We start from the raw sequence: 23,944 nt of genomic DNA on the forward strand, positions 1-23,944 counted from the left end.
CCCGGCGCGCGTACTGGAATGTAATTTGCATTGCAGGTCGATCCTGAGCGGTGTCGTCCGCCGTCATGCCGTTCGCACCCCGCTCGTGCCGCCTTCGCACCAATTCGGATCATCGTCATGTCCCAGAGTCACCCATCGGTGGGCGCACCCGGTACACAACGCATCGTCAAGGTGCGCCGCGACTACAACGCCTGGGTCGGCGACGAAACCCTCGAGGACTACGCGCTGCGTTTCACGCCGCGTTCGTTCCGGCGCTGGTCGGAACTGCGCGTGGCCAACACTGCGATTGGCGCCGTGTCGTTTCTGGTCCTGGAAGCGATAGGCGGAAGTCTCGTCGTCAACTATGGCTTCACGAACGCGTTCTGGGCCATTGCAGCCGTTTCCGTGCTGATCTGGATCACGAGCCTGCCCATCAGCTACTATGCGGCGCGCTACGGCGTGGATATGGACCTGCTCACGCGCGGCGCGGGCTTTGGTTATATCGGCTCGACGGTCACTTCGCTACTGTACGCGGTGTTCACGTTCATTTTTTTTGCGCTCGAAGCGGCCATCATGTCGCTTGCGCTCCAGCTTTATTTCCATATTTCTCTGGCGATTGCCTACGTCGTGAGTTCGCTTGTGGTGATTCCGATCGTCATGTTCGGCATCACGCTGATCAACCGCCTGCAAAGCTGGACGCAGCCGCTGTGGCTCGTATTGTTCGTGCTGCCCTACGCAGCCGTGCTGTGGCGCCATCCCGACCTGCTCGCGCAATGGACCACCTTCGCGGGCTTCGCGCCGCAAGGCCGCGCTTTCAGCCTGATCGCCTTCGGTCAAGCATCGACGGTCGTGTTCGCGCTGATCGTACAGGTGGGTGAACAGGTGGACTATCTGCGTTTCCTGCCGCCGCTCACCGCGAAGAACCGCACGCGGTGGTGGTTCGCGTTGCTCTCGACGGGGCCGGGCTGGATCGTGCCCGGTGCGCTCAAGATGCTGGGCGGCGCATTTCTCGCCTTCATTGCGCTCCAGTATGAAGTCGATGCCAGCCACGCAACCCAACCTACGCAGATGTACCTCGTCGCCTATCATCTGCTGCTCGATCCGTTGGGGCTCGCGAGTTGGGCGCTGCCCGCGATGACGCTGTTCGTGATCGTCTCGCAGTTGAAGATCAACGTGACCAATGCATATGCGGGCTCGCTCGCCTGGTCCAATTTTTTCGCAAGGCTCACGCACAGCCATCCGGGCCGCGTGGTATGGCTCGTGTTCAATGTCATGATCGCGTTGCTTCTCGTGGAAATGGGCGTGTTCGATGCGATCGCCAAGGTGCTGTCGCTATACGCGAACATCGCGATTGCGTGGGTCGGCGCTTTGTTCGCCGATCTCGTCATCAACAAGCCGCTCGGCTATAGCCCACGACATATCGAGTTCAAGCGCGCGCATCTCTACGATGTGAATCCCGTTGGCGTCGGTGCGATGCTGATCGCAGCCGCCGTCGCGATGCTCGCGCATAGCGGTCTATTCGGCCTGCTCGCCCAGGCGATGTCGTCGTTCATCGCGTTCGGTGCGGCGTTCGCATGCGCGCCCGTGCTTGCGGTACTCACTCGCGGGCGCTATTACATTGCCCGCGCCGCGCAACCCACCGGCGACGCTACCTCGCTGCGCTGCGCGATCTGCGAAAACACCTTCGAGCCCGACGATACGGCCTACTGCCCGGCCTATGGCGGCACGATTTGCTCGCTGTGCTGCTCGCTCGATTCGCGCTGCCACGATCGCTGCAAACCGCACGCGCGCTTCGCCTCGCAGGCCGACCGCGCGCTGCATCGCGTGCTGCCAGGCGCGCGACTCGGTCCAGCCGCGCTGCGCCTCATTCACTATGCGAGCCTCGTGTTCGCGATGCTCGCGGTGCTGGGCAGCGTGCTCTATCTGATCTGGTCGCAAAGCGCGACTTCGATGATCGCCGCCGGGCCGGCGATCGGCCATGCGCTCTCGGGTAGCTTCCTGAAGATCTTTTTCGCGCTCTCGCTGGTGGGCTGCATCGCGGCGTGGTGGTTCGTGCTGGAACGCGAAAGCCGCCGCGTCACGCAGGAAGAGTCACAGCGGCAAAACGAATTGCTGATGCTCGAAATCGACGCGCATCAGAAAACCGACGCGGCGCTCAAGCGCGCGACCGCCGCCGCCGAATCGGCCAATCAGGCCAAAAGCCGTTACGTGTCCGGCTTGAGTCACGAGTTGCGCACGCCGCTGAACAGCATTCTCGGCTACGCACAATTGCTGCTGCAGGCAAAGGAAGAACTCCCGCCCATGCGCTACAACGCCGTGCGCACGATCCATCGCAGCGGCGAGCATTTGCTCGCGCTCGTCGACGGACTGCTCGACATCGCGCGCATCGAGGCCGGCAAGCTTCAGTTGAACATCGCCAAGGTGTCCCTCGCCGATTTCGTCGCGCACCTCACATCGATGCTACGTCCGCAGGCGCTCGAAAAGGCGCTCGCGTTCGACGTGCAGACGGTCGGTCGGCTGCCCGCCACCGTGCGCACCGACCAGAAGTGCATGAGCCAGATTCTCACCAACCTGATCGGCAATGCGATCCGCTTCACGTCGAGCGGCACGATCACGCTGCGTGTGAGTCACGTGCTCGACACACTCAAATTCGAGGTGGTCGATACCGGCCCCGGCATCCCGCCGGCCGAAATGGAGCGTCTGTTCCTGCCGTTCGAACGCGGTGAAGCGGCCCATGCGCACGATCATGGCGCGGGCCTCGGGCTCACGATCTGCCGCCTGCTCACGCAAGCGCTCGGCGGCAGCCTGGAAGTGGACAGCGAAGTCGGGCACGGCACGCGCTTCGTGGTACACCTGTTCGCCCCTGCCGTCGACACGGCCGCCGAAACTCACACCGAACTTGCGTCGATTCGCGGCTATACGGGTGCGCGCCGCGCAATTCTCGTGGTCGACGACCTCGACGATCAGCGCGACATCGTCGTGCAATTGCTCACGCCGCTCGGCTTCGATGTCGCTGAAGCGGCCAGCGGCACCGATGCGCTGCGCTGGCTTGCGATGCACACGGCGGACGCCATCATCATGGACATTTCGATGCCGTTGATGGACGGCTACGAAACCAGCCGCCTGATCTCCGAGAATCAGTTGTCGAACGCACCCATCATTCTGCTCTCCGCCAACGCGTTCGCCGACGACCGTGATCGCGCGCGCGCGACCGGGTGCGAGGGTTATCTGGTGAAACCGCTGCAGGTGAATCTGCTGCTAGACAAGCTTGCACAACTGCTTGCACTCGACTGGATTGCTTCCGATACCAGCGCGAGCGCGCTACCGGCCGAGGCCCAGCCGCCCGCGCCCGCCGTGTGGCCACGCGAACTCATCGAACATCTGCATGTGCATCTAGAAGTCGGCTACATACAGGGCGTAGTCGAACAGCTCGACGCCGCCCACGAGACTTGGCCCGAGTTGCAGGATCAAATCGACGCGTTGCGCTCGTTGGCGGAACGTTTTCAACTAAGGGAACTGGAGCATGAACTTGACCGACTCGCGCGCGGCGCCGACGCGTGACGCGCACGCCACGATCGCGGCCTCTCCGCTCGTCGACGATTCGGCCGCGTGGCTGCGCGAACGGCCCGTGATACTGATCGTCGACGATACGCCGGACAACCTCGCCTTTCTTTCCGACACGCTGCAGGCGCACGGCTACGCGGTTCTCGTCGCTCTGTCCGGCGAGGACGCGCTTAAACGCCTCGCGCGCGTAACGCCCGACGTGGTGTTGCTTGACGCAATGATGCCCGACATGGACGGCTTCGAAACGTGCCTGCGTATAAAGCAGGACGGACGGTACGAGCATCTCCCCGTCATCTTCATGACCGCGTTGACGGAGACTGAGCACGTAGTACGCGGCTTTCGCGTGGGCGGCATCGATTACGTGACCAAGCCGGTGCAGCCCGAGGAATTGTGCGCGCGCATCGGTGCCCACGTACGGCGTTCACGCGCGCAGTTGTACGCGGAGGCGGCACTGTCGCTCGACACGCGCGCGGCGCTGATCGTCGGCGCGGACGGCACGATTCGGTGGCAGAGTCCGCAGGCTGCACATCATATCGCTGCATACACGACTGCACATGACGACCCCGCCGATGCCCGGCAAAGCACGAACGCACGCGATGCCGATGCGCCGCCGAAGCTGCCTGCGCTGCTGCGCACCTGGTTCATCGACTGGCTCGCGCGCGGCACCCAAGGCGACGCCGTGCACGAATTCAGCTCGGGCCAGATACGTCGCTCGGCCAGTGCGACGCTCGGTCCGGAACCGGGCGAATGGATCGTCATCCTCAAGGAAAAAGATGACACTGTGCATTGCAATGCGCTCGCTGAACGCTTCGGCCTGACCATGCGAGAGGCCGAAGTGCTGCTCTGGGTGTCGCACGGCAAGACAAACCGCGATATCGGCGACATTCTGGGCATAGCCCCGCGCACGGTGAACAAGCATCTCGAACACCTGTTCCGCAAGTTACATGTCGAGACCCGTGCGGGAGCGGCCGCCGCGGCGATCAAGATGCTCGAACGTGCCTGAAGAGAGCAAATTCCGGACTTGTCCTTCCACTATACCCATACCGTGGCTCGGTTCGCGTGGCGATACCCCATAGCGCGGTGTTCCCGCCTCCTACCGCGCGACTCCGTGACGACGACACTGAATGCAAGCGCACCCACGAGACAGCTTCAGTGAGGCAGAGAAATCATCTGCTGCTCGTCCTCGAGCAGTTGCGTCAGCGAACCGTGCAAACGTTCAAGGCTGTGCAGCGGTAGTGCGAAGCTTGTCCAACCGAGCCCGCTATGACGCAGCAACAGCACCACGCCTCCCTGCAGCGGATGGCGCTCGGCATACCAGCAGGGATCCATCTCCGTCACGAATTGCTGCTCGTGCGGCGGACGTTCCGGCACGGCAGGCTGCATCGACGCGCGCAGCAAGCTCAAGTACTGGATGACTGCGTCCACATCTTCCGGATCGAGCACTGCCGCGCCCCGTTCAATCGACATCAGCACAACGAGCTTGCCGCGCTCTTCGATCATCTTGATGCTCAACGGTTGTGCCATCTTCGTCGTCCTTGCCGCAGTTACGTGATCGTATTATCGACCTCGGTACACGTTAGCCGCCTGAAGATTTGTGATCTGCGCATGAATTTTTTTTTAGAAAGCTTTAGAAAGCACATCGTGCTGTCGTCTATCGGGCTCCGCCGCTTTCTAAACGAAATTTCATCCGACCAGCACTGTTTTTTTAGCCTCCCGCACCCGCGTGCCTTTCATAATGGATTCGCTGCCCGACCCAGCAGGCGCAGCGCGATGCGCCGACGTAGCCCGCTGAAGACGGACGCGCCGCCCCGTATTTCCGGCAAATCCATTCCTCGCCGATCATGAACCAACTGCAAGCGATGCGTGTCTTTACGCGTGTGGTGGAGTTATCGAGCTTCAGTCTCGCCGCACGTCAGCTCGGCATGTCGGCCGCCGCGGTCACGCGCAGCGTCGGCATGCTCGAGGCACATCTGAACATGCGCCTGTTGAACCGGACCACACGCAGCCTGTCGCTCACCGAGACAGGCCGCGAATATCTCGACGGCTGCCGCACGATCATCGAGAAGCTCGACGAGATCGAATCGAACCTCGCGCAGGTCAATCGCGACCCGCACGGTACGCTGCGCATCGCCGCGTCGGCAACCTCGATTGCGGCCGGGCTTTGCGCGCCGCTGTCCACGTATCGCATCGAGCATCCGCGCGTGCGATTCGACGTGACGACATTCGATATCCAGGTCGACATGGTGGAAGGCGGCTACGACGTGTGCTTCTGTGACGATCACCGCCTCGTCAACTCGACCTTCGTGTCGCGGACTTTGACGAGCGTGCGTGACGTGGTCGTCGCGTCTCCAGACTACCTCGCGCGCCACGGCACGCCTGTCGAGCCCGTCGAACTGAATACGCACAGCCTGCTGACCGTGTCGAGCGGTGCCGCGCGCAACTGGGAGTTTTCGGATGCCGACGGTTCCTGTCGCATCTATACCGGCAATGCGCTGGCGTCGACCAGCAACACGATGGTGCGGATCGCGGCACTCAATCACATGGGCATCGCGCAATTGCCGCATCCGCTCGTTGCCGACGATCTCTCGCGCGGCACCTTGCTGCCGATTCTCGAACGCTACGAAGTAAACGGCGGCCCGCGCTGCGTATCGATCCTCTACCCGAGTCGCAATTATCTGTCCACGAAAGTGCGCAGCTTCATCGACTACGTGGTCGACTACTATCGCACGCCTGATCGCACCGCCATGCAGCTTGCCGCTGCCTGATTCCGCCGGATCGCGCGCGCCATGGCACACATCCTGACGATCGAAGACGATCCGCTGATCGCGGATCACATTGCGCACACGCTGCGTGCCGCAGGCCACCAGATCGACGTCGCGCGCACCGGCCGAGACGGCATGGCCAGGGTGATGAGCGCGAACTACGACGTCGTCACGCTCGATCGAATGTTACCTGACCTCGACGGTCTGACGATCCTCGCAACGATGCGCGGCGTCGGCCTCGATACGCCGGTGCTCGTGATGAGTGCCATGTCCGAGGTCGATCAGCGTATCCAGGGGCTGCGCGCAGGCGGCGACGACTACCTCGTCAAGCCGTTCTCGCTCGAGGAGATGTGCGCGCGCATCGACGTGCTGATTCGCCGGCGGCCGCGCGGCACGCACGTCGAGACAGTGCTGCGCGCCGGCGAGCTGGAACTCGACCTGGTGCGGCGACGCGCCACGCTCGGCACGCGCGAGCTCGCCCTGCTGCCGACCGAGTCCCGCGTGCTCGAATTCATGATGCGCAACGCCGGTCGCGTGCTCACGCGCACGATGATCTTCGAGGCCGTGTGGGGCTGCCGCTTCGATCCGGGTACGAACCTGATCGACGTGCACATCGGCCGCCTGCGCAAGAAGGTGAACCGGCCAGGCGCGACGCCACTGATCCGCACGATCCGCGGCTCGGGCTACATGCTCGGTTGAGTCTGCCCGCTACTTAAAACTTGTTTCATCTTTTTAGCGACCCGCTGTTAGGGGCTGCTCCGCAGAATGCGGTCATCGGATGCGCATCGGTGTTTTCCCGAAGACGCGCACATCCGGCTCTTCTTCACGACGATTTTGAACGGAGCAGCACCTCATGCTGAAAATTGTCCGGCTCGCGCTCACGCGGCCCTATACGTTCGTCGTACTGGCGCTGCTGATCCTGATCGCGGGCCCGCTCGCGGCAGTCCGAACGCCCATCGACATCTTCCCGGACATCCGCATTCCGGTGATCAGCGTCGTCTGGAACTACGCCGGCCTGCAGCCGGACGACATGTCCGGACGCGTGATCACGTACTACGAGCGCACGCTCGGCACGACGGTCAACGATGTCCAGCATATCGAGTCGCAATCGTTTCGCGGCTACGGCATCGTGAAGATCTTCTTTCAGCCGACCGTCGATATCCGCACGGCGACCGCGCAGGTCACATCGATCTCGCAGACCGTGCTCAAACAGATGCCGCCCGGCACCACGCCGCCGCAGATCCTCAACTACAACGCGTCGACCGTGCCCGTGCTGCAGATCGCGCTGACCAGCAACACGCTCGACGAACAGAAGCTGGAGGATTACGCAGTCAACTTCATTCGACCGCAGTTGCTGTCGGTGCCTGGCGTCGCGATTCCGACGCCGTACGGCGGCAAGGCACGTGAAGTTCAGATCGACCTCGACCCGCAGGCGCTGCAGTCGAAAGGACTGTCGGCGCAGGACGTCGCGCACGCGCTCGCGCAGCAGAATCAGATCATCCCGGCCGGCACGCAGAAGATCGGCCGCTTCGAATACAACATCAAGCTCAACAACAGCCCGCTCGCGCTCGACGCGTTGAACGACCTGCCGATCAAGTCGGTGGACGGCACGACGATTTATATACGTGACGTCGCACATGTGCGTGACGGCTACCCGCCGCAGGGCAACATCGTGCGCGTGGACGGCCACCGCGCGGTGCTGATGAGTATCCTGAAGAACGGCTCGGCATCGACGCTCGACATCATCGCGGGCGTGAAGGCGAAGCTGCCGCTGGTCGAACAGACGCTGCCGCCGGGCCTGAAGCTCGTCACGATGGGCGACCAGTCGACCTTCGTGAACGGCGCCGTCAGCGGCGTGGCGCGCGAAGGCATCATCGCCGCCGCGCTGACCTCGCTGATGATCCTGCTGTTCCTCGGCTCGTGGCGCTCGACGCTGATTATCGCCGCCTCGATCCCGCTGGCCGTGCTCTCGGCGATCGCGCTGCTCGCGGCCACCGGCGAAACGCTGAACGTGATGACGCTCGGCGGCCTCGCGCTCGCGGTCGGGATCCTGGTCGACGATGCGACGGTGACGATCGAGAACGTGAACTGGCACCTCGAACAGGGCAAGGACACGCGCACCGCGATCGTCGACGGCGCGAAACAGATCGTGATGCCGGCGCTGGTCTCGCTGATGTGCATCTGCATCGTGTTCGTGCCGATGTTGATGCTCGACGGCATCTCGCGCTTTCTGTTCGTGCCGATGGCCAAGGCGGTGATCTTCTCGATGGTTTCGTCGTTCGTGCTGTCGCGCACCTTCGTGCCGATGCTCGCGCAATACCTGCTCAAGCCGCACGCATCGGCCGGTCACGCGTCGAGCGAACTGGCCGCGGTCATGGATCCGCATGCGGGCCATGTCGGCGCGCACGACGTCCCGCCGTCGCGCAATCCGCTGGTGCGCTTCCAGCGCGCATTCGAGCGCCGGTTCGAGTCCGTGCGCGCGTCGTACCGGATCCTGCTGGGCCTCGCGCTCACGCGCCGCAAGCCGTTCGTCGTCGCATTCCTCTGCATCGTGGCGGCGTCCTTCCTGCTTGCGCCGTCGCTCGGTCGCAATTTCTTCCCGACCATCGATTCCGGCGAAATCGCGCTGCACGTGCGCGCGCCGGTCGGCACGCGTGTCGAGGAAACCGCCGCCGAACTCGACCGCATCGAAAACACGATTCGTGGCGTGATCCCGCCCGCGCAGTTGCGCGAAATGATCGACAACATCGGCCTGCCAAACAGCGGGATCAACCTGACCTACAACAACAGCGGCACGCTCGGACCGCAGGACGGCGACATCCTGATCTCGCTGTCGCGCAATCACGCGCCGACCGCCGACTACGTGCGCAAGCTGCGCGAACGCCTGCCGCGCGCCTATCCGGGCACCACGTTCTCGTTCCTGCCCGCCGACATCGTCAGCCAGATCCTCAACTTCGGCGCACCGGCCCCGGTCGACCTGCAGGTGGCCGGCCCCAACCAGCAGGCAAACCTCGCCTATGCGCACGAGCTGTACCGCAAGCTGCGCCTGATCGCAGGGGTCGCCGACCCGCGTATCCAGCAGGCCAGCACCTATCCGCAGTTCACGGTGACGGTCGACCGCACGCGCGCCGACCAGCTCGGCATCACCGAGCAGGACGTGACGAACTCGGTGGTCGCGACGCTCGCCGGCACCAGCCAGGTCGACCCGACCTACTGGCTCAACCCGCACAACGGCGTGTCCTATCCGATCGTCGCGCAAACGCCGCAGTACAAGATGACGACGCTGTCGGCGCTGCAGAACCTGCCGGTCACGGGCGCGAATGGCCAGTCCCAGCTGCTGGGCGGTCTGGCCACGATCACTCGGGGTGTCGGCAACGCGGTCGTGTCGCACTACAACATCGAACCGCTCTTCGACATCTACGCGACCACCCAGGGGCGCGACCTCGGCGCGGTCGCGGCCGACATCGACGGCATCGTCAAGGCCACCGCAAAGGATCTGCCCAAGGGCTCGACCGTCACGCTGCGCGGTCAGGTGCAGGCCATGAACGGCGCGTTCGCCGGCCTGCTGCTCGGCCTCGTGGGCGCGATCGTGCTGATCTACCTGCTGATCGTCGTGAACTTCCACTCGTGGGCCGACGCATCCGTGATCGTCTCGGCACTGCCGGCGGCGCTGGCCGGCATCGTCTGGATGCTGTTCACCACGCATACGCCGCTGTCGGTGCCGGCGCTGACCGGCGCGATCCTGTGCATGGGCGTGGCCACAGCAAACTCGATCCTCGTCGTCAGTTTCGCGCGCGAGCGCCTGGCCGAAACCGGCAACGCGCTGGCATCCGCGCTCGAAGCCGGTTTCACGCGTTTCCGCCCGGTGCTGATGACCGCGCTCGCGATGATCATCGGCATGGCGCCGATGGCGCTCGGCCTCGGCGACGGCGGCGAGCAGAACGCGCCGCTCGGCCGCGCGGTGATCGGCGGCCTCGCGTGCGCGACGATCGCGACGCTGTTCTTCGTTCCTGTCGTGTTCAGCCTCGTGCATCGGCGCGACGCGCTGAAGCACGACGCTTCCCGCGCTTCCTCCCCTTCCGCGTCCGGAGCTTCCCATGTCCACTGAGATCGATATCAAATCGCCGAAACGGCTGCCCAACCTCAAGCTCGTCGCCACGGTCACCGCGCTGATCGCGGTCGGCATCGTGGCGACCGGCATCGTCGGCCGCGCGCACGCGAAACAGGAAATGACCAACTGGTCCGCCGAACAAGCCGTGCCGACCGTGGTCGCGTACACGCCGTCGACCGGCGGCGAAAGCGCAACGCTCGTGCTGCCCGGCCACCTGTCCGCGTTCGAGAGCGCGCCGATCCACGCGCAGGTGTCGGGCTACCTGCATGCGTGGTACACCGATATCGGCGCGCACGTGAAGTCGGGGCAACTGCTCGGGCAGATCGATACGCCCGAGCTCGACCAGCAACTGCTGCAGGCGCGCGCCGACCTGCAGAGCTCGCTCGCCAATGAGAAGCTTGCCGCGTCCACGGCCGCGCGCTGGACCAAGATGCTCGCGCAGGATTCGGTGTCGCAGCAGGAAACCGACGAGAAGACCAGCGACCTCGCGGCCAAGCAGGCGATCGTCGCAGCCAACGAGGCCAACGTGCGGCGCCTCGAGGCGCTGGAGGCGTTCAAGCGCATCGTCGCGCCGTTCGACGGCGTCGTCACCGCGCGCAAGACCGACATCGGCCAATTGATCTCGGCCGGCGGCGGCACTGGCCCCGAACTGTTTGCCGTGTCCGACGTACACCGGATGCGCGTCTACGTGAGCGTGCCGCAGAACGAGGCCGCCGCGATCCGGCCCGGCATGACGGCCACGCTGACCGTGCCGGAGCATCCGGGCGAGACTTTCCGTGCGACGCTCGCCGACACCAACGACTCGATCACCGATTCGACCGGCACGCTGCTCGTACAGTTGATGGTCGACAACCCCGACGGCAAGCTGATTCCCGGCGAATACACCGAAGTGCATTTCGCGCTGCCGGCCGGCAGCACCCACGTGCTGACGATTCCGGCCAGCTCGTTGATCTTCCGGCAGGCCGGCCTGCAGGTCGCCGTGGTCGGCAAGGACAATCACGCGGTATTCAAGCCCGTGACGATCGCAACCGACCTCGGCACGCACGTGCAAATCGCGACCGGCCTCGCGCCGGACGATCGCGTGATCGACAACCCGCCCGACTCGCTCGCCGCCGGCGACCCGGTCAGGCTCGCGGCGCCCGCCCGCACCGTCGCTTCGGCCGCGCGCGATACGGAGCATGCGAATGGCTAACCGGCTTCGGCTCTGCGCGATGCTCGCCGGCGTCGCGTTCCTCTCCGCGTGCTCGTTCGCGCCCGCCTATCACGCGCCGCAGACGGCGCTGCCGGCCAGCTTCAAGGAAGCGGGAGGCTGGCAGGCCGCGAAGCCGGCCGACCGCATCGCGCACGACGGCTGGTGGAAGGCGTTCCGCGATCCCGTGCTCGACCGGCTCGAAGCACAGGTGGCCGCGGCCAACCCTGACGTGGCCGCGGCCGTGGCCCGCCACGACGAAGCGGCCGCGCTGTTCGATCAGGCGCGCTCGGGGCTGTTCCCGACCATCGGCCTCGGCGCGCAGGTCTCGAGCAACCGTCAATCGGCCACGCGGCCGCTGCGCGGCTCGAACCAGCCGAACGTCTATGGCGCCAACACGCTCGACGCCGGCTTCGACTACGACCTCGACTTGTGGGGGAAAGTCCGGAACGAAGTCGCGGCCGGGCGCGCCGACGCACAGGCCAGCGCGGACGATCTCGCGTCGGTGCGGCTGAGCCTGCAGGCCAGCCTCGCAAGCGCGTACTTCAGCCTGCGCGGGCTCGATCAGCAGCAACAGCTGCTGGCCGACACGATCGACACGTATCAGCGCGCGCTGCGCCTGACGATGAGCCGGCACGCGGGCGGCATCGCCTCCGATCTCGACGTCTCGCGCGCGCAGACGCAGCTCGATTCGGCCCGCGCGTCGGCCGAGGACGTACGGGCGCGGCGCGCGCTCTACGAGCACTCGATCGCGACGCTCACGGGCATACCGGCGTCGTCGTTCTCGCTGACGCCGGACCTGAACGCGGCGTATCTGCCGACGATCCCGACCGGCATTCCCGCGACGCTGCTGCAGCGGCGTCCCGACGTCGCGGCCGCCGAGCGCCGCATGGCCGCCGCCAACGCGAAGATCGGCGTGGTGCGCGCGGCGTTCTTCCCCGACATCACGCTCGGGCTGATCGGCGGCTACCAGAGTTCGGGCCTCGGCCACTGGCTCAGCGCGCCGAACGAGATCTGGTCGATCGGGCCCAGCCTCGCGCTGACGCTGTTCGACGGCGGCCGGCGCCAGGCGCTCACCGACCAGGCGCGCGCGCAGCTGGCCGAGAACGGCGCGAAATACCGCGCCGTGGTGCTCGGCGCGTGCCAGCAGGTAGAAGACAACCTCGCACTCACGCACCACCTCGGCGACGAAGCCGATCGCGAGCAGGAGGCGCTCGACGCGGCCGAACGCACGTTGCAGTTGTCGATGTCGCGCTATCGGGACGGCGTCGTCAGCTATCTCGACGTGGTGACGGCGCAGACCACCGAACTCAATACGAAGGTCGCGATGCTGGAGCTGGACACGCGCCGGCAACTGGCGGCGGTGGGGTTGATCGCCGCGCTGGGCGGCGGGTGGTCGACCGATGAAGCCGCATCCGGTACGCAAGCACCGGCCGCGACGCCGGCCCGTTCAACGAACTGAATCCTTCGCGACATGTACGAGGCGTGTTGCATTTCAAGGCACCCATCGCGATGACGGGTGCCGTTTTTTTACGTCAGTCCGGCGGCTCAGAACTTGTGACGGATGCCGGCCGCGACCACGGCCTGACGATCGTTGCCTGATGCTGCCAGGTTGAAGATCCCAGCGTTGCCGAGCACCGCGACGCCGTCCGCGCCCGTCACGCGCTGGTACACGCCTTCCAGATAGAGGTCGGTGCGGCGCGACAGCGCATAGTCGGCCTGAAGCATGAACTGGTTCCACTTCGGCGCGACGCTGCGGCCCGCATCGTCGAAGCGACCCTGCGTGAACGTATAGGAGCCGCCCAGCGAGAAGGCCGGCGTCAGGAAATAGCGCGCATTCAGTTCGTAGTTGCTGAAGGTCAGCAACTGGCCGTTCACGCGGCCATACGCGCCGCCCTGCGACAGTTCGCGCGGGTCGTTCAGGATCGTTCTGGTGTAAACGAAGCCGATCGCGGCATGGTCGAACGCATAGTGCGCGCCGGCGCCGAACGTGCGCCAGCGGCCGCCGGCCAGCATCGCATCGCCATCCGAACTGCTCAGCGAGCCGCCGGCGTTCTGCGGCGCGTCGACACCGCCCGGCTGGTTCGACTGCAGGTACGCAGCGGCGAGGTCGACCGGGCCGTTCACATACTGCGCGCCGACGCTGTATGCGTTGTTGTTGCTGAACCCGCCGCCCTGATTGCTGAAGCCGTACGCGCCGCCGAACGTGAAGCCGCCGTAGTCGGTACTGCGGAACTTCACCGCGTTGTTCATCCGCGTGTCGTTGGCGAGGTTGTCGTTGTCGTACGGATGATCGGCGAGGTTGCCGCCGAACCCCGACCCCGTGGCCGACAGCGGCGCGACGAAGTCAACCAGGAAATCGTACTGGCGGCCAAGCGTAACCATGCCCCACTGGCGGCTCGCGAGGCCGGCCCACGCCTGGCGGCCGAACTCGTCGCCGCCGTTGCCGAACTTGCCGTTCGCTACGTTGAAGCCGTTCTCAAGGGTGAACACGGCGGCCAGGCCGCCGCCGAGATCCTCGTTGCCGCGCAGCCCCCAGCGCGACGTGCTGACGTTGCCGCTCTGGACACCGTAGACGGGCCCCGCGCCTGCGGCCGATTTCTGGTTGCTGATGTAGTCCAGGCCCGCGTCGATCGTGCCATACAGCGTAACGCTGCTCTGCGCATGCGCCGCGCTCGCAAGCAGGCATGCGACCGCTGCCGGAATTGCCACATATTTCTTCATGATGGTTTCGTTAGAGTGGATCGGTCTGCTCGCATCGCCGGCCCGTGCGACATGGCCGCTCGTTTGCGATGCGATGGCGCACAATTTAGGCAGCGGGCATGACAGCGCCGTTATCGAAACGGCCCGAAAAATGAAACCTTCTTCACCGTTACGACATACCGGTTTCACGTCCCCGCGAATTCGCGCCGGTGCATGAATTTCTTTTCACGTTGCGTATGCCGATCCGCTAACGCCCCTCCTCTATGCTGTCGTCAACCCGTGCGCGACGCCGTTACCGACACGCCGCGCCAGGGGAGATACCCAGTCAATCATCATGAGGACTCCAAACATGAAAACCGTTAATATCGTCGCCACCGCCATGCTCGCCGCAATCGGCACGCTGTCCGTTCCCGCGTTTGCACTGACCGCCGGCCAACCGATGCAGATGTCCCCGGCCGCCACCAAGGACGGCGGGCCCGGCACTCAGGCTGCCGGCCAGTGGGTGCCGCCTTACGGCCAGCCGATCCACGAGAAGACGCGCGCCGAGGTCCGTGCCGAACTCGTACACGCCGAACAGGACGGACAGCTCAAGTACCTGAACTCCACGCTCTATGCGCATTGATGCGCGCGACCGTGCGGCCGGGCGCGGTGCCCGGCTCACGCGCCGCCAGCGGCGACGCCGCGTGCTCAGCGAATTGCTCGCCATCCATGAAGCTTCGTCACTCGCTCGTTCGGCCGGCCTCACGCTTCTCGCGATTGCTGCAGGCGTCGTGTTGTCCGGCTGTGCCTCCGTGCAGCCCGACGGCCCCGGCGATTGTGTCGGGCCGCCCGACTTCTGCGTGCCATTCTTCGGCTCGTAAACGCATGACGGGCGCGCTGCCGCCGGCAGGGCGCCCGTCATGTTCGTTGCGCGGCCGGAACCGCGCGTTCATGCGTCCGGCAGCGTCACCTGGTAGCCGTAACGGCTCACCGTATCGATTCGGAAGTCGGGCAGATGCCGCGCGAGCTTACGGCGCAGCCGCGACACCACGAGATTGACGCTCGATGGATCGACATCCTCCTTGTCCTGCCATACATACCGGATCAATTGGTCGCGCGGCACCGGCGCGTTGGGATGGCGCATCAGGCATTCGAGCAACAGGAATTCCCGCCGCGTCACGGCGAGGCGCAGCTTGCCGTCCTTGAGTTCGCGCGCCAGTGTCTCGAACGCGGACGCCCTCGCGATCGGACGGTCCGCATCGCGCGGCCCGGCCAGCCGCTGCAACGCCTGCAGGCGTTCGTGCAGCTCGATGAACGAATAAGGCGCGCACAAACACGCATCGGCGCCCGCGCGCAGCACATGTATGCGTTCGCGCGCCGACGCCTCGCCGATCAACACCACGAGCGCGGCGCCGCCGCCGTCGGCAACGAAACGCGGCAGCATCGCAATCAGCGCGGCATCGCTGCCGGGCTCGAACGCTGTCGCGACGATCGCGTCGAAAGCCTCCTGCGAGGCGAGGAACAGGCCGTCGCGCAGATCGTCGGCGCGCTGCACGCTGTGCCCGCTTTCCTGCAGCGCCTTGTGCAGCCACGCCGCCTCCGGATGCGGCGAAGTCACGAGCAGGATGCGCATCGTCAACCGGCCTCGTGGCTGAAATACGCAAGCACATGCCGCCTCGTCCGGACGGCCATCATCCCAGCGACCTCGGCCAGCATTCGATCGTCACGCGCGTGCCGGGCTCGGCATTGCCTATCCGCAGCGTGAAATCGTGCACGTTGACGACCGTCGACACAATACTCAGGCCGAGCCCGGCCCCGGCGAGATGCCCGGTACGGTGGCTGCGGTACCGATACCGCAGCACCGCCTCGCGCTCGTCGGCTGCGATGCCCGGGCCGTTGTCGATCACGTCGATGCGCGGACCGGACGGCGTGTCATGAAGTTCAAGGCGTACCGTATCGCCCGACGTCGTGTACTTGAGCGCATTGTCGAGCAAGTTGCTCAGCGCCTCGAACAAGAGTGCGCGATCGCCGTGAATCCGCGCCACCGGCTCGACGGACTGCACGAAGTGGATCGCGCGACTGTCCGCGAGCGGTTCGAACAACTGCCCGACGTCCATGACCAAATCCTCCAGCGACAGCTCCGCAAATCCGCCTCGCCGCTTCAAGGAACCGATTTCGGCGATACGCAGCATCGCCCGGAAACGACTGAGCAACACGTCGGTTTCGTTGCGCGCACGCGAAACGAGACTCGCCAGCACGGCATCGTCGAACCGCGCCGCACGCTGCGCCGCCTGCGCGAGCAGCGTGTGCACGTGTGCGAGCGGTGTCCGCAAGTCATGCGCGATGCCGTCGCAGACACCCTTTACCTCGTTCATCAGCCGCTCGATCTCCTCGAGCATATGGTTGACGAGATGGGACAGCAGATCGATCTCGTCGTGTCCGCCGACTGGCAGCCGCTGGCCGAGGTCGCCCTGCGCAATACACTGCGTGATACGCCGGACCTCCTTCAGACGCCGCATTTGCCGCACGCTGAGAATCAAGCCGCCCACGATGCCCGCGCCAAGGCAGAGCAGCCCGCCGCCGACCAGCGCCTGGATGATCCCCGCGCGGATTCGCAGGATGTGCGTGAGGTCGCGTCCGAGCACCAGCACGTAGCCGTTTGCACGCCGCTCCGCCATCGCGCGGACGACCGGCGGCACCTGGTCTCCCTCGATCGGCATCGTGTGATCGAGCGTCACGCCGTTGCGGTTCGGCCGTATGCCGGCGGGCAACGCCAGTACATCGCCGGCAATATGCCTGCCGTCCGCGGTGAAGAGTCCGTAGTAGTTGGTATGCATCCGCTCGTGCTCGATCCGGTGCCGGATCGCAGCGGGAAGCTGGTCGTCCTGTATCGAATCGAAGTAGATCATCTGCCAATCGATCACCGTGTCGGTTTCCCTCTCCATGTCGTGCGTGATCACCGATGCGATGAAACCGAGCAGCAGCATGACCGACACGGAGAACGTGACGGCATAGACCGACACGAGCCGAAACGTACTCGAGTACCAGCGTCGCGTGGGTTCCGGCTGGACGTGATGCGCGACGGACGCAGCGGTAGCCGACTCAGCCAAGGCGATACCCCGCACCGCGTACCGTCTGGATCATCTGCTTCGCATCGGGTGGATCGATCTTCCTGCGCAACCGGCCCATGTGCACTTCGATCAGGTTCGTGCCGGGATCGAAGTGATAGCCCCATACGGCCTCGAACAACATCGTCCGCGTAATGGTTTGCCCGGCATTGCGCATCATGTATTCGAGCACGCGGTACTCGGTCGGCAACAACACGATTTCTTCGCCGTCGCGAAACACCTTGCGCGAGATCAGGTCGAGCTTGAGGGGGCCGACGACCAGCATCGTGTCGAACGCGGCCGGCGCGGCCTGGCTCCGGCGCAGCAGCACCTCCAGGCGCGCGGCCATTTCCTCGGGATCGAACGGTTTGGTCAGGTAGTCGTCCCCCCCCGCGCGCAGCCCGCGGACCCGTTCATCGACATCGCCGAGCGCGCTCAGCATCAGCACGGGTGTGCGCACGCCGACGCTGCGCATCGTGGTCAGGATCGTGAGGCCATCGACAACCGGCAGCATTCGGTCGAGCGTGATCACGTCGAACTCGTTGCCGAGCGCGCGGGCCATGCCATCGCGCCCGTTCGCCGCCCATTCAACCGTAAAGCCGCGCCCCTTCAGCTCCCTGACTATTTCGTTCGCGGTGATTTCGTCGTCTTCGATCGTGAGTACGTGCGCCATGGCCGCACTGTCCTCGGGCAGCTTGTTAGGCACGGCGGGCTCGTTATCCGGGGAAGCTGATGATGCCATGTACGATTCTCGTCTTCATCGAAGGGACGTATGCGCTTCGATACCTGACGGTCGAACGCGCTCGTTTAGAGCTTATACGTGCACGCGTAAAAGATGCGCATCGGCTTCATGAAGAAAGTTTCATGTCGGGCGGCATCGCGCGCGGGCCGTCGTCAGCCCTGGCTGGCGTGCCATTGCAACGGAGGTCGGGAACGGCCCCGCATGCGGTCCTTGCGACACGATGCCGTATCGCGGCCTTCGGCGCACGCCAGCCGCTGCGACCAGCTGCGTACCGAGAGCCGCAACGCGCAATCAGCCCTGGTGCGATTGTGTTCCCGATCTGTCCGCGCGATGCGATGCAAGATCACGTGCGGCATCGATCGCACGATCCCTATGTTCGGCTTTCACGTGCGCGAGCGTCACATCGGCGATCGCGAGTCCTGTTCCCTGCACCTTCGCGAACGCCGGTAGCGACGCACACACAAGCGCGACCAGTCCAGCCATCACGACCCTTGATTTCATTGCATTACCCCAGTACGCACCGCGCGGCGCGCGGCATCGATTGATCCATCGGTCGACGATACGCCGCTGCGCCTAACCATTCGGGAACACGCGCATGAAGGATTCTTTAACTTTCAACGCATTCGGCAGCCAGTGCATGGCCCGATCCGGGCTTGCCTAAAACATGTTTCATCATCGCGCTGCCGTTTAGATAGTCCGCTATGCCTAATCTTCGTCTCGCGGCCGACGCAGGCATCCTGCCGTACGGCCTCTACCCACCGCTATCCAGGAGCCGAAGATGAATCATCCCGTCCGTTACCTCGTCTGCGCCGCCATGCTTGCATTGAGCGTCTCCGCGCATGCCGAGACGAAGCTCACGTCGGCGCAATGCCATGACTATCCGTTCGTGCATACGAACGGCCCAGTCTCCCACCGGCAGCTCGTCAACGAACTGAACGAGCTGGAGTCCGTCGGCTACAACCCGTCGTCCGGAGACGAGAGCAGCTATCCCGACGATATCGATTCGGCACAGACGCGCCTGATGCAGAAGTACCAGCACGATTGTGCCGGGGCAGCCAATACCGTCGCGTCGAGCGGTAACTGAATCGTCCCCGGCAACCGTTCTCCGACTTCGCGCGCGAGCCTCGTGGCCGCGCGCGTTTTTTTGGGTTAATCCGACCCGATCGTTGACAGCACGCGCTACCGCTTCCTCACGCGCTTTGCTCCGGAATTCTGCTTCGGAAGAACCGATTTCTTGCTTCACGACTCGCTTCGTCAACAGTGACCGTCGGATAACGGCGTGAATTCGCTTTCCGGTATATCGACGTTTCACGCGAATTAAATCATCATGTCAACCAGCGAAAAATAGAAAACAACACATTGCGAAGCGTTCGATAGCCATGCGACTCAACAGCGCAATACCTTTCCGCGTGACATCTATCGGCGCATGACACTTTCGAATACTGAAAGATAGTCTTTCCATGCACGTTGCGGCGACCGCTTTTCCCTCTGCCTACACTGCCTCGTCCGCTGAGATCACACTTCGGGACAACACCGAAGTCAGCGCCATCCAGCGCTGACTACCCAATCACACCATCAGAGGAACTAAATGAAACGCCAAGCGATGAAATTATCCTGGTTCGCATTCGCGCCGGCACTCCTGCTCGCAGGTGCGGCGCACGCACAGCAGAGCGTCACGCTATACGGCCTGATAGACGAAGGCCTTAACTTCACGAGCAACGCAGGCGGTCATGGCGCATGGCAGATGTCGAGCGGAGACACATTCGGCAGCCGATGGGGCTTGAAAGGCAGTGAAGATCTTGGTGGCGGCGACAAGGCCATCTTTCAGCTCGAAAACGGCTTCAACGTGAACAGTGGAAAGCTGGGTCAGGATTCGAGCATGTTCGGCCGTCAAGCGCTCGTGGGCCTGTCGTCTTCACGGTATGGCACGCTCACGCTCGGACGCCAGTACGATACCAGCGTCGACGCACTCGGCTTTGGCGGTATCACGGCGGCCGGAAACTGGGCGGGCGACATCAATACCCACCCATTCGATAACGACAATACGGACTGGGATTTCCGCGTCAACAATGCCGTCAAGTATGTGACCCCGACATACCGTGGACTCACTGCGGAAGCGATGTACGGCTTCAGCAACCAGCCCGGCGGATTCTCGAACAATCGCGTCTGGGGAGCCACGCTGAACTACCAGAACGGCAACCTGACTGCGGCGGCGTCCTATCTGAAGCTCAATAATCCGGGGCTTGCGGCTGGTGGCGCGGTCAACAGTGGCGACCTCTTCAACGGGTCGTCGCAGCAGGACATCGGCGTAGCGGCTTCTTACCAGTTTACCCACGTACTAGTCGGCGCCGCGTGGTCCCATGTCGATGTCTATAACCCCGTCGGCAATGCATGGATGGACAATACCACCCTGCAGAATGGCGCGACGTGGAATGCGTGGAAATTCGATAACTTCGAAATCAACGCTCAGTACTACTTCACTCACGCCCTCTGGCTGGGAGCGGCCTACACTTTTACCATGGCACATCTGTACACGTCCGACACGAAATATGTCCCCAAGTGGCACCAGATCGGCCTGATGCTCGACTATGACCTGAGCAAACGCACTTCGCTGTATCTGCAAGGTGCTTGGCAGCATGTCGTCAGCGCTCATACCGGGACCAGCTTTGACGAAGCACAGATTGTGGACGCGTCGGCCGGAGCGTCGTCAGGACCCAACCAGATGGTTTATCGCATGGGCATGTTGCATCGCTTCTAACCACCAGACTCCCGTACCGAAGCCGCGCTAAGCGGCTTCGGTACGGCCACCGGGGGGATCATGATTTAATGCGAATCGGCCGCTGGCACAACACAAAGTGGACCAAAATCCCTGAGGCTGGCCCAATTTCCGTCCCGGTCTTAATTGGAAAATTCCGGCTCTTCGGGATGGGCTGAAGCGGCCCGGGCGGCGCACTGGCGGGCGAATTCCGCCGGCGTCATCCATTGCAGCGCAGAGTGAGGACGCGCCTCGTTATAGACTCGCGCCAGACTTCGATCTTGCGTCTGGCATCCTCGAGAGACAAGAACCAATGTGCGTTGAGGCATTCCTCCCGGAAGCGTCCGTTGAAGATTCATTCTTCGCATTGTCGGTCGGCTTGCCAGGGCGCGAGAAGTCAATCTCCACGCCATTCTCGTACGCCCATTTGTCGAGCACCTTCGAAATGAATTCGCTGCCATAGTCTGCCTTGATATAGCGCGGAAGCGGACGATGCTGCGCAAGCCGGGTCAGTGCGGCGACAACGCTCGCCTTGCAAAGGCGGGGTGGACCATGCATTTTTTGACAGCACGAAAACGTCGCATCGCTGATCCCCATCTTGCGACACACCTCCGCGACCGGCGTGCCCAACTCCGCCTGCTTCAATGCGTATGCAATCTGCTCCTCGGTGAACTTGCTCTTCTTCACGGCATGACCTCCTGGTCTTGATGACAACGTCATGCCGGAATTTTCCACTTCAAAATGGGACAGTTTTGTGGGCTAGGGTCAGTTCCCTTGGCCTGATCGAGGCGTCGTCGCACAACGACCTCGGCGCGGCCTATGAGCGGCACGCGCAGATCCGTTGCTCTCTCGTTATGCAGCCCTTTAGTCTTATGCTTCGGGATCGTCCACCAGAGACCATCGGCTTCCTCCGCGATCTCAGTGTTCTCCCTGGCGACGATCTCGCCGCCTCTCGTGCCAGTCCAAAGGTACAGTGTCAACGCGTCGGCAACAGTCAAACTAAAAATTCGGCAACCACCGGATCAATGTACCGGGTTCGTCTATCGAGAGCACCCGTTTCTGTGTCCCCGTGTATTTCCCCTCGACCTTGCGCCCTTTGCTCTTCAATCGCCCTCTTAGAACTTCCCTCCACCAGTTCGGCGTATTTTCAGGAAGGCGCCCGGCATCAAGTGCGTAGTGCCAGGCGCAGCCAAGCTTCATACGAAGGCGCGCCGCAAGCATAGGCGTAGACCGATATGAGTCGAGTAGGTCGAATGCTTGGGCGTGCGTGATGGTCGCTGCGCTCACGTCCGAAATGGGCCCCAACATCGCCTTGAATACCTGTCGCATGCGGCCGTCGACCGGCGACTTGTAACGATACGCCCACGGCTTGCGGCCCGTCGACGCCTGAAGGCGTAACCCCGGAAATCCCTCAAAGGTCAGCTGCTCGCCACTCAGCATTTTGGCCGCGACACGCGCATCGAACCGCGTTCTTCCCTCGGCGTAGGTTTTCTGTGCTACACCACATCAACCTACGCTGAAGCAACAGGCTTAGGCACGCGGAGACAAGCGCCAAGTCGTTAATCGAGGCACCGGAAATTGCAACATAATCCTTAAAATTCAATACCTTACAGACATCAGCGGATCGATTCGGACGAACCTGGACAAACCCGAAATTTCCGCTATTCGTTTTCTTCGAAGTAATGCCCGAATTTCGTCTGCTTCGTACGGATATAACGCTCGTTTTCCTCGCGCACGGGCACCGCGAGAGCCACGCGCTCACAGACGGGAATGCCGTGCTTCGCGAGCGTGTCGAACTTCTTCGGGTTGTTGCTCATCAGTCGCACCGACGTCACGCCGAGGATCCGGAGGATCGCGGCGGCCGAGTCGTATTCGCGGGCGTCGTCGGGCAGGCCAAGGTCGAGGTTCGCCTCGACGGTGTCGCGCCCCTGCTCCTGCAGCGCGTATGCGCGGATCTTGTTGCTCAGGCCGATCCCGCGCCCCTCATGGCCGCGCAGATACAGCAGCACGCCGCGGTCTTCGGCCGCGATGTAGCGCAACGCGAGATCGAGCTGCTCGCCGCAATCGCAGCGGTACGAGCCGAACACGTCGCCGGTCAGGCATTCGGAATGCAGCCGCGTCAGCACGGACTGCTCGCCGGTCACGTCGCCCATCACGAGCGCGAGATGTTCGGCATCGCTGCCCGATACGCGGAATGCGTATGACGTGAACGTACCGTAGCGCGTAGGCAGCGACGCAGTGGCGACGAGCGTCACGCACTCGTCGGCCTGGCCATTGCCCGGCGTGGGCGATTGGGGACGCAAAGACATCATGAATTCAATCGAAACGTTCAGGAATGTAGGAGTTGTGTGGATAGTGCGTGACGGGAGTTTACCGCTAATCTGGAAACGTCACGCGACTGCCGCCGCCTGCCCGGCTATACTGGGCCCATCGGGTGACGCGCATCACGCCTGCCTTCCCTGCATCGACCTGCACACGGAGAAAGCGAATGAGCACGACTGTCGCGCAGATTCTCAAGGCCAAGCCGGATTCGGGCCGCACCATCTACACCGTCAAGAAGACCGACCTCGTCTATGACGCCATCAAGCTGATGGCGGAAAAAGGCATCGGCGCTTTGCTGGTCGTGGACGGCGACGACATCGCAGGCATCGTCACCGAGCGCGACTACGCGCGCAAGATCGTCCTGCAAGACCGTTCATCGAAAGCCACCCGCGTCGAGGAAATCATGACGGCGAAGGTGCGCTACGTCGAACCGTCGCAGTCCACCGACGAATGCATGGCGCTGATGACCGAGCACCGGATGCGCCACCTGCCTGTCCTCGACGGCGGCAAGCTGATCGGCCTCATCTCGATCGGCGACCTCGTGAAGAGCGTGATTGCCGATCAGCAGTTCACGATCAGCCAGCTCGAACACTATATCCACGGCACGCCCGCGGTGACGTCCGTCTGACCCGCTCCAGCAAAAAAGGCCCAAACGCGCAAGCGTCTGGGCGGAAAGCCGCCGGGATGCGGCGACGGAGGTTCTGCTCCTGCGGGCGAACGACGCGCGCGGA

Annotated in this window: 17 protein-coding genes and 3 pseudogenes; 11 read left to right on the forward strand and 9 right to left on the reverse strand. The window is 63.6% G+C overall.

Features of this window, described 5'->3' with window-relative positions:
* Positions 1–117 precede the first annotated feature (117 nt).
* Together DM992_RS20760 and DM992_RS20765 are read left to right on the forward strand one after the other, a co-directional pair.
* Positions 118–3,540: an ATP-binding protein gene (locus DM992_RS20760; protein ID WP_111018434.1), complete on the forward strand. Its 3,423-nt coding sequence runs from the start codon at positions 118–120 to the stop codon at positions 3,538–3,540.
* Positions 3,541–3,607: 67 nt separating this feature from the next.
* Entirely contained in the window at positions 3,608–4,546 is a 939-nt protein-coding gene (locus tag DM992_RS20765) for a response regulator (protein WP_111020325.1), read from the forward strand.
* A gap of 146 nt (positions 4,547–4,692) precedes the next feature.
* Here DM992_RS20765 and DM992_RS20770 read toward each other — a convergent pair whose 3' ends face one another.
* Positions 4,693–5,067, reverse strand: coding sequence for a hypothetical protein (locus DM992_RS20770; protein WP_111018435.1), 375 nt, complete (start codon positions 5,065–5,067; stop codon positions 4,693–4,695).
* Positions 5,068–5,384: 317 nt separating this feature from the next.
* Between DM992_RS20770 and DM992_RS20775 the strand changes: the two genes are divergently transcribed.
* From DM992_RS20775 to DM992_RS20795, 5 genes are all read left to right on the forward strand, one after another.
* Positions 5,385–6,308, forward strand: a complete 924-nt coding sequence (locus DM992_RS20775) for a LysR family transcriptional regulator (RefSeq protein WP_111018436.1) — start codon at positions 5,385–5,387, stop codon at positions 6,306–6,308.
* Positions 6,309–6,329: 21 nt separating this feature from the next.
* On the forward strand, positions 6,330–7,004 hold the full coding sequence (locus DM992_RS20780) for a response regulator transcription factor (RefSeq protein WP_111018437.1): 675 nt from the start codon (positions 6,330–6,332) through the stop codon (positions 7,002–7,004).
* A 154-nt stretch (positions 7,005–7,158) separates the two neighbouring features.
* Positions 7,159–10,413 carry an efflux RND transporter permease subunit gene (locus tag DM992_RS20785; RefSeq protein ID WP_111018438.1) on the forward strand — a complete coding sequence of 1,085 codons (3,255 nt, stop codon included), beginning with the start codon at positions 7,159–7,161 and terminating at the stop codon, positions 10,411–10,413.
* Complete coding sequence (locus DM992_RS20790; protein ID WP_111018439.1) at positions 10,403–11,608, forward strand: efflux RND transporter periplasmic adaptor subunit; 1,206 nt, start codon at positions 10,403–10,405, stop codon at positions 11,606–11,608. The genes DM992_RS20785 and DM992_RS20790 overlap by 11 nt, the downstream gene beginning before the upstream one ends.
* Positions 11,601–13,067 (forward strand): efflux transporter outer membrane subunit, encoded by a 1,467-nt coding sequence (locus tag DM992_RS20795; RefSeq protein ID WP_111018440.1) that lies wholly within the window; start codon positions 11,601–11,603, stop codon positions 13,065–13,067. Before DM992_RS20790 ends, DM992_RS20795 begins: the two co-directional genes overlap by 8 nt.
* A gap of 86 nt (positions 13,068–13,153) precedes the next feature.
* Here the strand turns inward: DM992_RS20795 and DM992_RS20800 are convergent, their stop codons facing one another.
* Positions 13,154–14,329 (reverse strand): porin, encoded by a 1,176-nt coding sequence (locus DM992_RS20800; RefSeq protein WP_111018441.1) that lies wholly within the window; start codon positions 14,327–14,329, stop codon positions 13,154–13,156.
* A 328-nt stretch (positions 14,330–14,657) separates the two neighbouring features.
* Between DM992_RS20800 and DM992_RS20805 the strand changes: the two genes are divergently transcribed.
* Complete coding sequence (locus DM992_RS20805; RefSeq protein ID WP_111018442.1) at positions 14,658–14,930, forward strand: DUF4148 domain-containing protein; 273 nt, start codon at positions 14,658–14,660, stop codon at positions 14,928–14,930.
* A 306-nt stretch (positions 14,931–15,236) separates the two neighbouring features.
* On the opposite strand, the gene DM992_RS20815 is transcribed toward DM992_RS20805, so the two are convergent.
* The 3 genes from DM992_RS20815 to DM992_RS20825 form a co-directional block, all read right to left on the reverse strand.
* Positions 15,237–15,920 (reverse strand): response regulator transcription factor, encoded by a 684-nt coding sequence (locus DM992_RS20815; RefSeq protein WP_111018444.1) that lies wholly within the window; start codon positions 15,918–15,920, stop codon positions 15,237–15,239.
* A gap of 58 nt (positions 15,921–15,978) precedes the next feature.
* Positions 15,979–17,310, reverse strand: coding sequence for a HAMP domain-containing sensor histidine kinase (locus tag DM992_RS20820; RefSeq protein WP_239511459.1), 1,332 nt, complete (start codon positions 17,308–17,310; stop codon positions 15,979–15,981).
* Between the two features lie 79 nt (positions 17,311–17,389).
* Positions 17,390–18,067 carry a response regulator transcription factor gene (locus tag DM992_RS20825; RefSeq protein WP_111018446.1) on the reverse strand — a complete coding sequence of 226 codons (678 nt, stop codon included), beginning with the start codon at positions 18,065–18,067 and terminating at the stop codon, positions 17,390–17,392.
* A gap of 847 nt (positions 18,068–18,914) precedes the next feature.
* Here DM992_RS20825 and DM992_RS20835 point away from each other — a divergent pair.
* Positions 18,915–19,220, forward strand: coding sequence for a DUF4148 domain-containing protein (locus DM992_RS20835; RefSeq protein WP_111018448.1), 306 nt, complete (start codon positions 18,915–18,917; stop codon positions 19,218–19,220).
* 504 nt (positions 19,221–19,724) lie between these two features.
* The gene (locus DM992_RS20840; RefSeq protein WP_111018449.1) at positions 19,725–20,894 is read left to right on the forward strand and encodes a porin; all 1,170 of its coding nucleotides are present in this window, start codon (positions 19,725–19,727) and stop codon (positions 20,892–20,894) included.
* Positions 20,895–21,034: 140 nt separating this feature from the next.
* Here DM992_RS20840 and DM992_RS42805 read toward each other — a convergent pair.
* From DM992_RS42805 to ribA, 4 genes and pseudogenes are all read right to left on the reverse strand, one after another.
* Positions 21,035–21,374, reverse strand: a pseudogene (locus DM992_RS42805) (integrase core domain-containing protein); the annotation flags it as partial.
* Positions 21,375–21,516: 142 nt separating this feature from the next.
* Positions 21,517–21,611: pseudogene (locus DM992_RS42810) on the reverse strand (hypothetical protein); the annotation flags it as partial.
* 50 nt (positions 21,612–21,661) lie between these two features.
* Positions 21,662–22,331, reverse strand: a pseudogene (locus tag DM992_RS42815) (hypothetical protein); the annotation flags it as partial.
* A 221-nt stretch (positions 22,332–22,552) separates the two neighbouring features.
* On the reverse strand, positions 22,553–23,203 hold the full coding sequence (gene ribA, locus DM992_RS20855; RefSeq protein ID WP_034180409.1) for a GTP cyclohydrolase II: 651 nt from the start codon (positions 23,201–23,203) through the stop codon (positions 22,553–22,555).
* Positions 23,204–23,379: 176 nt separating this feature from the next.
* On the opposite strand from ribA, the gene DM992_RS20860 reads away from it, so the two are divergent.
* Positions 23,380–23,841, forward strand: a complete 462-nt coding sequence (locus tag DM992_RS20860; RefSeq protein WP_111018450.1) for a CBS domain-containing protein — start codon at positions 23,380–23,382, stop codon at positions 23,839–23,841.
* The last annotated feature ends 103 nt before the right edge of the window (positions 23,842–23,944 follow it).

The organism is Burkholderia sp. JP2-270 (assembly GCF_003233675.1).
GTDB classification, from domain to species: domain Bacteria; phylum Pseudomonadota; class Gammaproteobacteria; order Burkholderiales; family Burkholderiaceae; genus Burkholderia; species Burkholderia pyrrocinia_C.

Bases quoted from the DNA above. Each gene is read 5' to 3' on its own strand.
- DM992_RS20815 (WP_111018444.1), bottom strand. From the start codon at position 15,920: ATGCGCATCCTGCTCGTGACTTCGCCGCATCCGGAGGCGGCGTGGCTG.
- DM992_RS20825 (WP_111018446.1), bottom strand. From the start codon at position 18,067: ATGGCGCACGTACTCACGATCGAAGACGACGAAATCACCGCGAACGAA.
- DM992_RS20805 (WP_111018442.1), top strand. From the start codon at position 14,658: ATGAAAACCGTTAATATCGTCGCCACCGCCATGCTCGCCGCAATCGGC.
- DM992_RS20770 (WP_111018435.1), bottom strand. From the start codon at position 5,067: ATGGCACAACCGTTGAGCATCAAGATGATCGAAGAGCGCGGCAAGCTC.
- DM992_RS20860 (WP_111018450.1), top strand. From the start codon at position 23,380: ATGAGCACGACTGTCGCGCAGATTCTCAAGGCCAAGCCGGATTCGGGC.
- DM992_RS20780 (WP_111018437.1), top strand. From the start codon at position 6,330: ATGGCACACATCCTGACGATCGAAGACGATCCGCTGATCGCGGATCAC.
- DM992_RS20760 (WP_111018434.1), top strand. From the start codon at position 118: ATGTCCCAGAGTCACCCATCGGTGGGCGCACCCGGTACACAACGCATC.
- DM992_RS20835 (WP_111018448.1), top strand. From the start codon at position 18,915: ATGAATCATCCCGTCCGTTACCTCGTCTGCGCCGCCATGCTTGCATTG.
- DM992_RS20795 (WP_111018440.1), top strand. From the start codon at position 11,601: ATGGCTAACCGGCTTCGGCTCTGCGCGATGCTCGCCGGCGTCGCGTTC.
- DM992_RS20790 (WP_111018439.1), top strand. From the start codon at position 10,403: ATGTCCACTGAGATCGATATCAAATCGCCGAAACGGCTGCCCAACCTC.
- DM992_RS20800 (WP_111018441.1), bottom strand. From the start codon at position 14,329: ATGAAGAAATATGTGGCAATTCCGGCAGCGGTCGCATGCCTGCTTGCG.
- DM992_RS20840 (WP_111018449.1), top strand. From the start codon at position 19,725: ATGAAACGCCAAGCGATGAAATTATCCTGGTTCGCATTCGCGCCGGCA.
- ribA (WP_034180409.1), bottom strand. From the start codon at position 23,203: ATGATGTCTTTGCGTCCCCAATCGCCCACGCCGGGCAATGGCCAGGCC.
- DM992_RS20785 (WP_111018438.1), top strand. From the start codon at position 7,159: ATGCTGAAAATTGTCCGGCTCGCGCTCACGCGGCCCTATACGTTCGTC.
- DM992_RS20775 (WP_111018436.1), top strand. From the start codon at position 5,385: ATGAACCAACTGCAAGCGATGCGTGTCTTTACGCGTGTGGTGGAGTTA.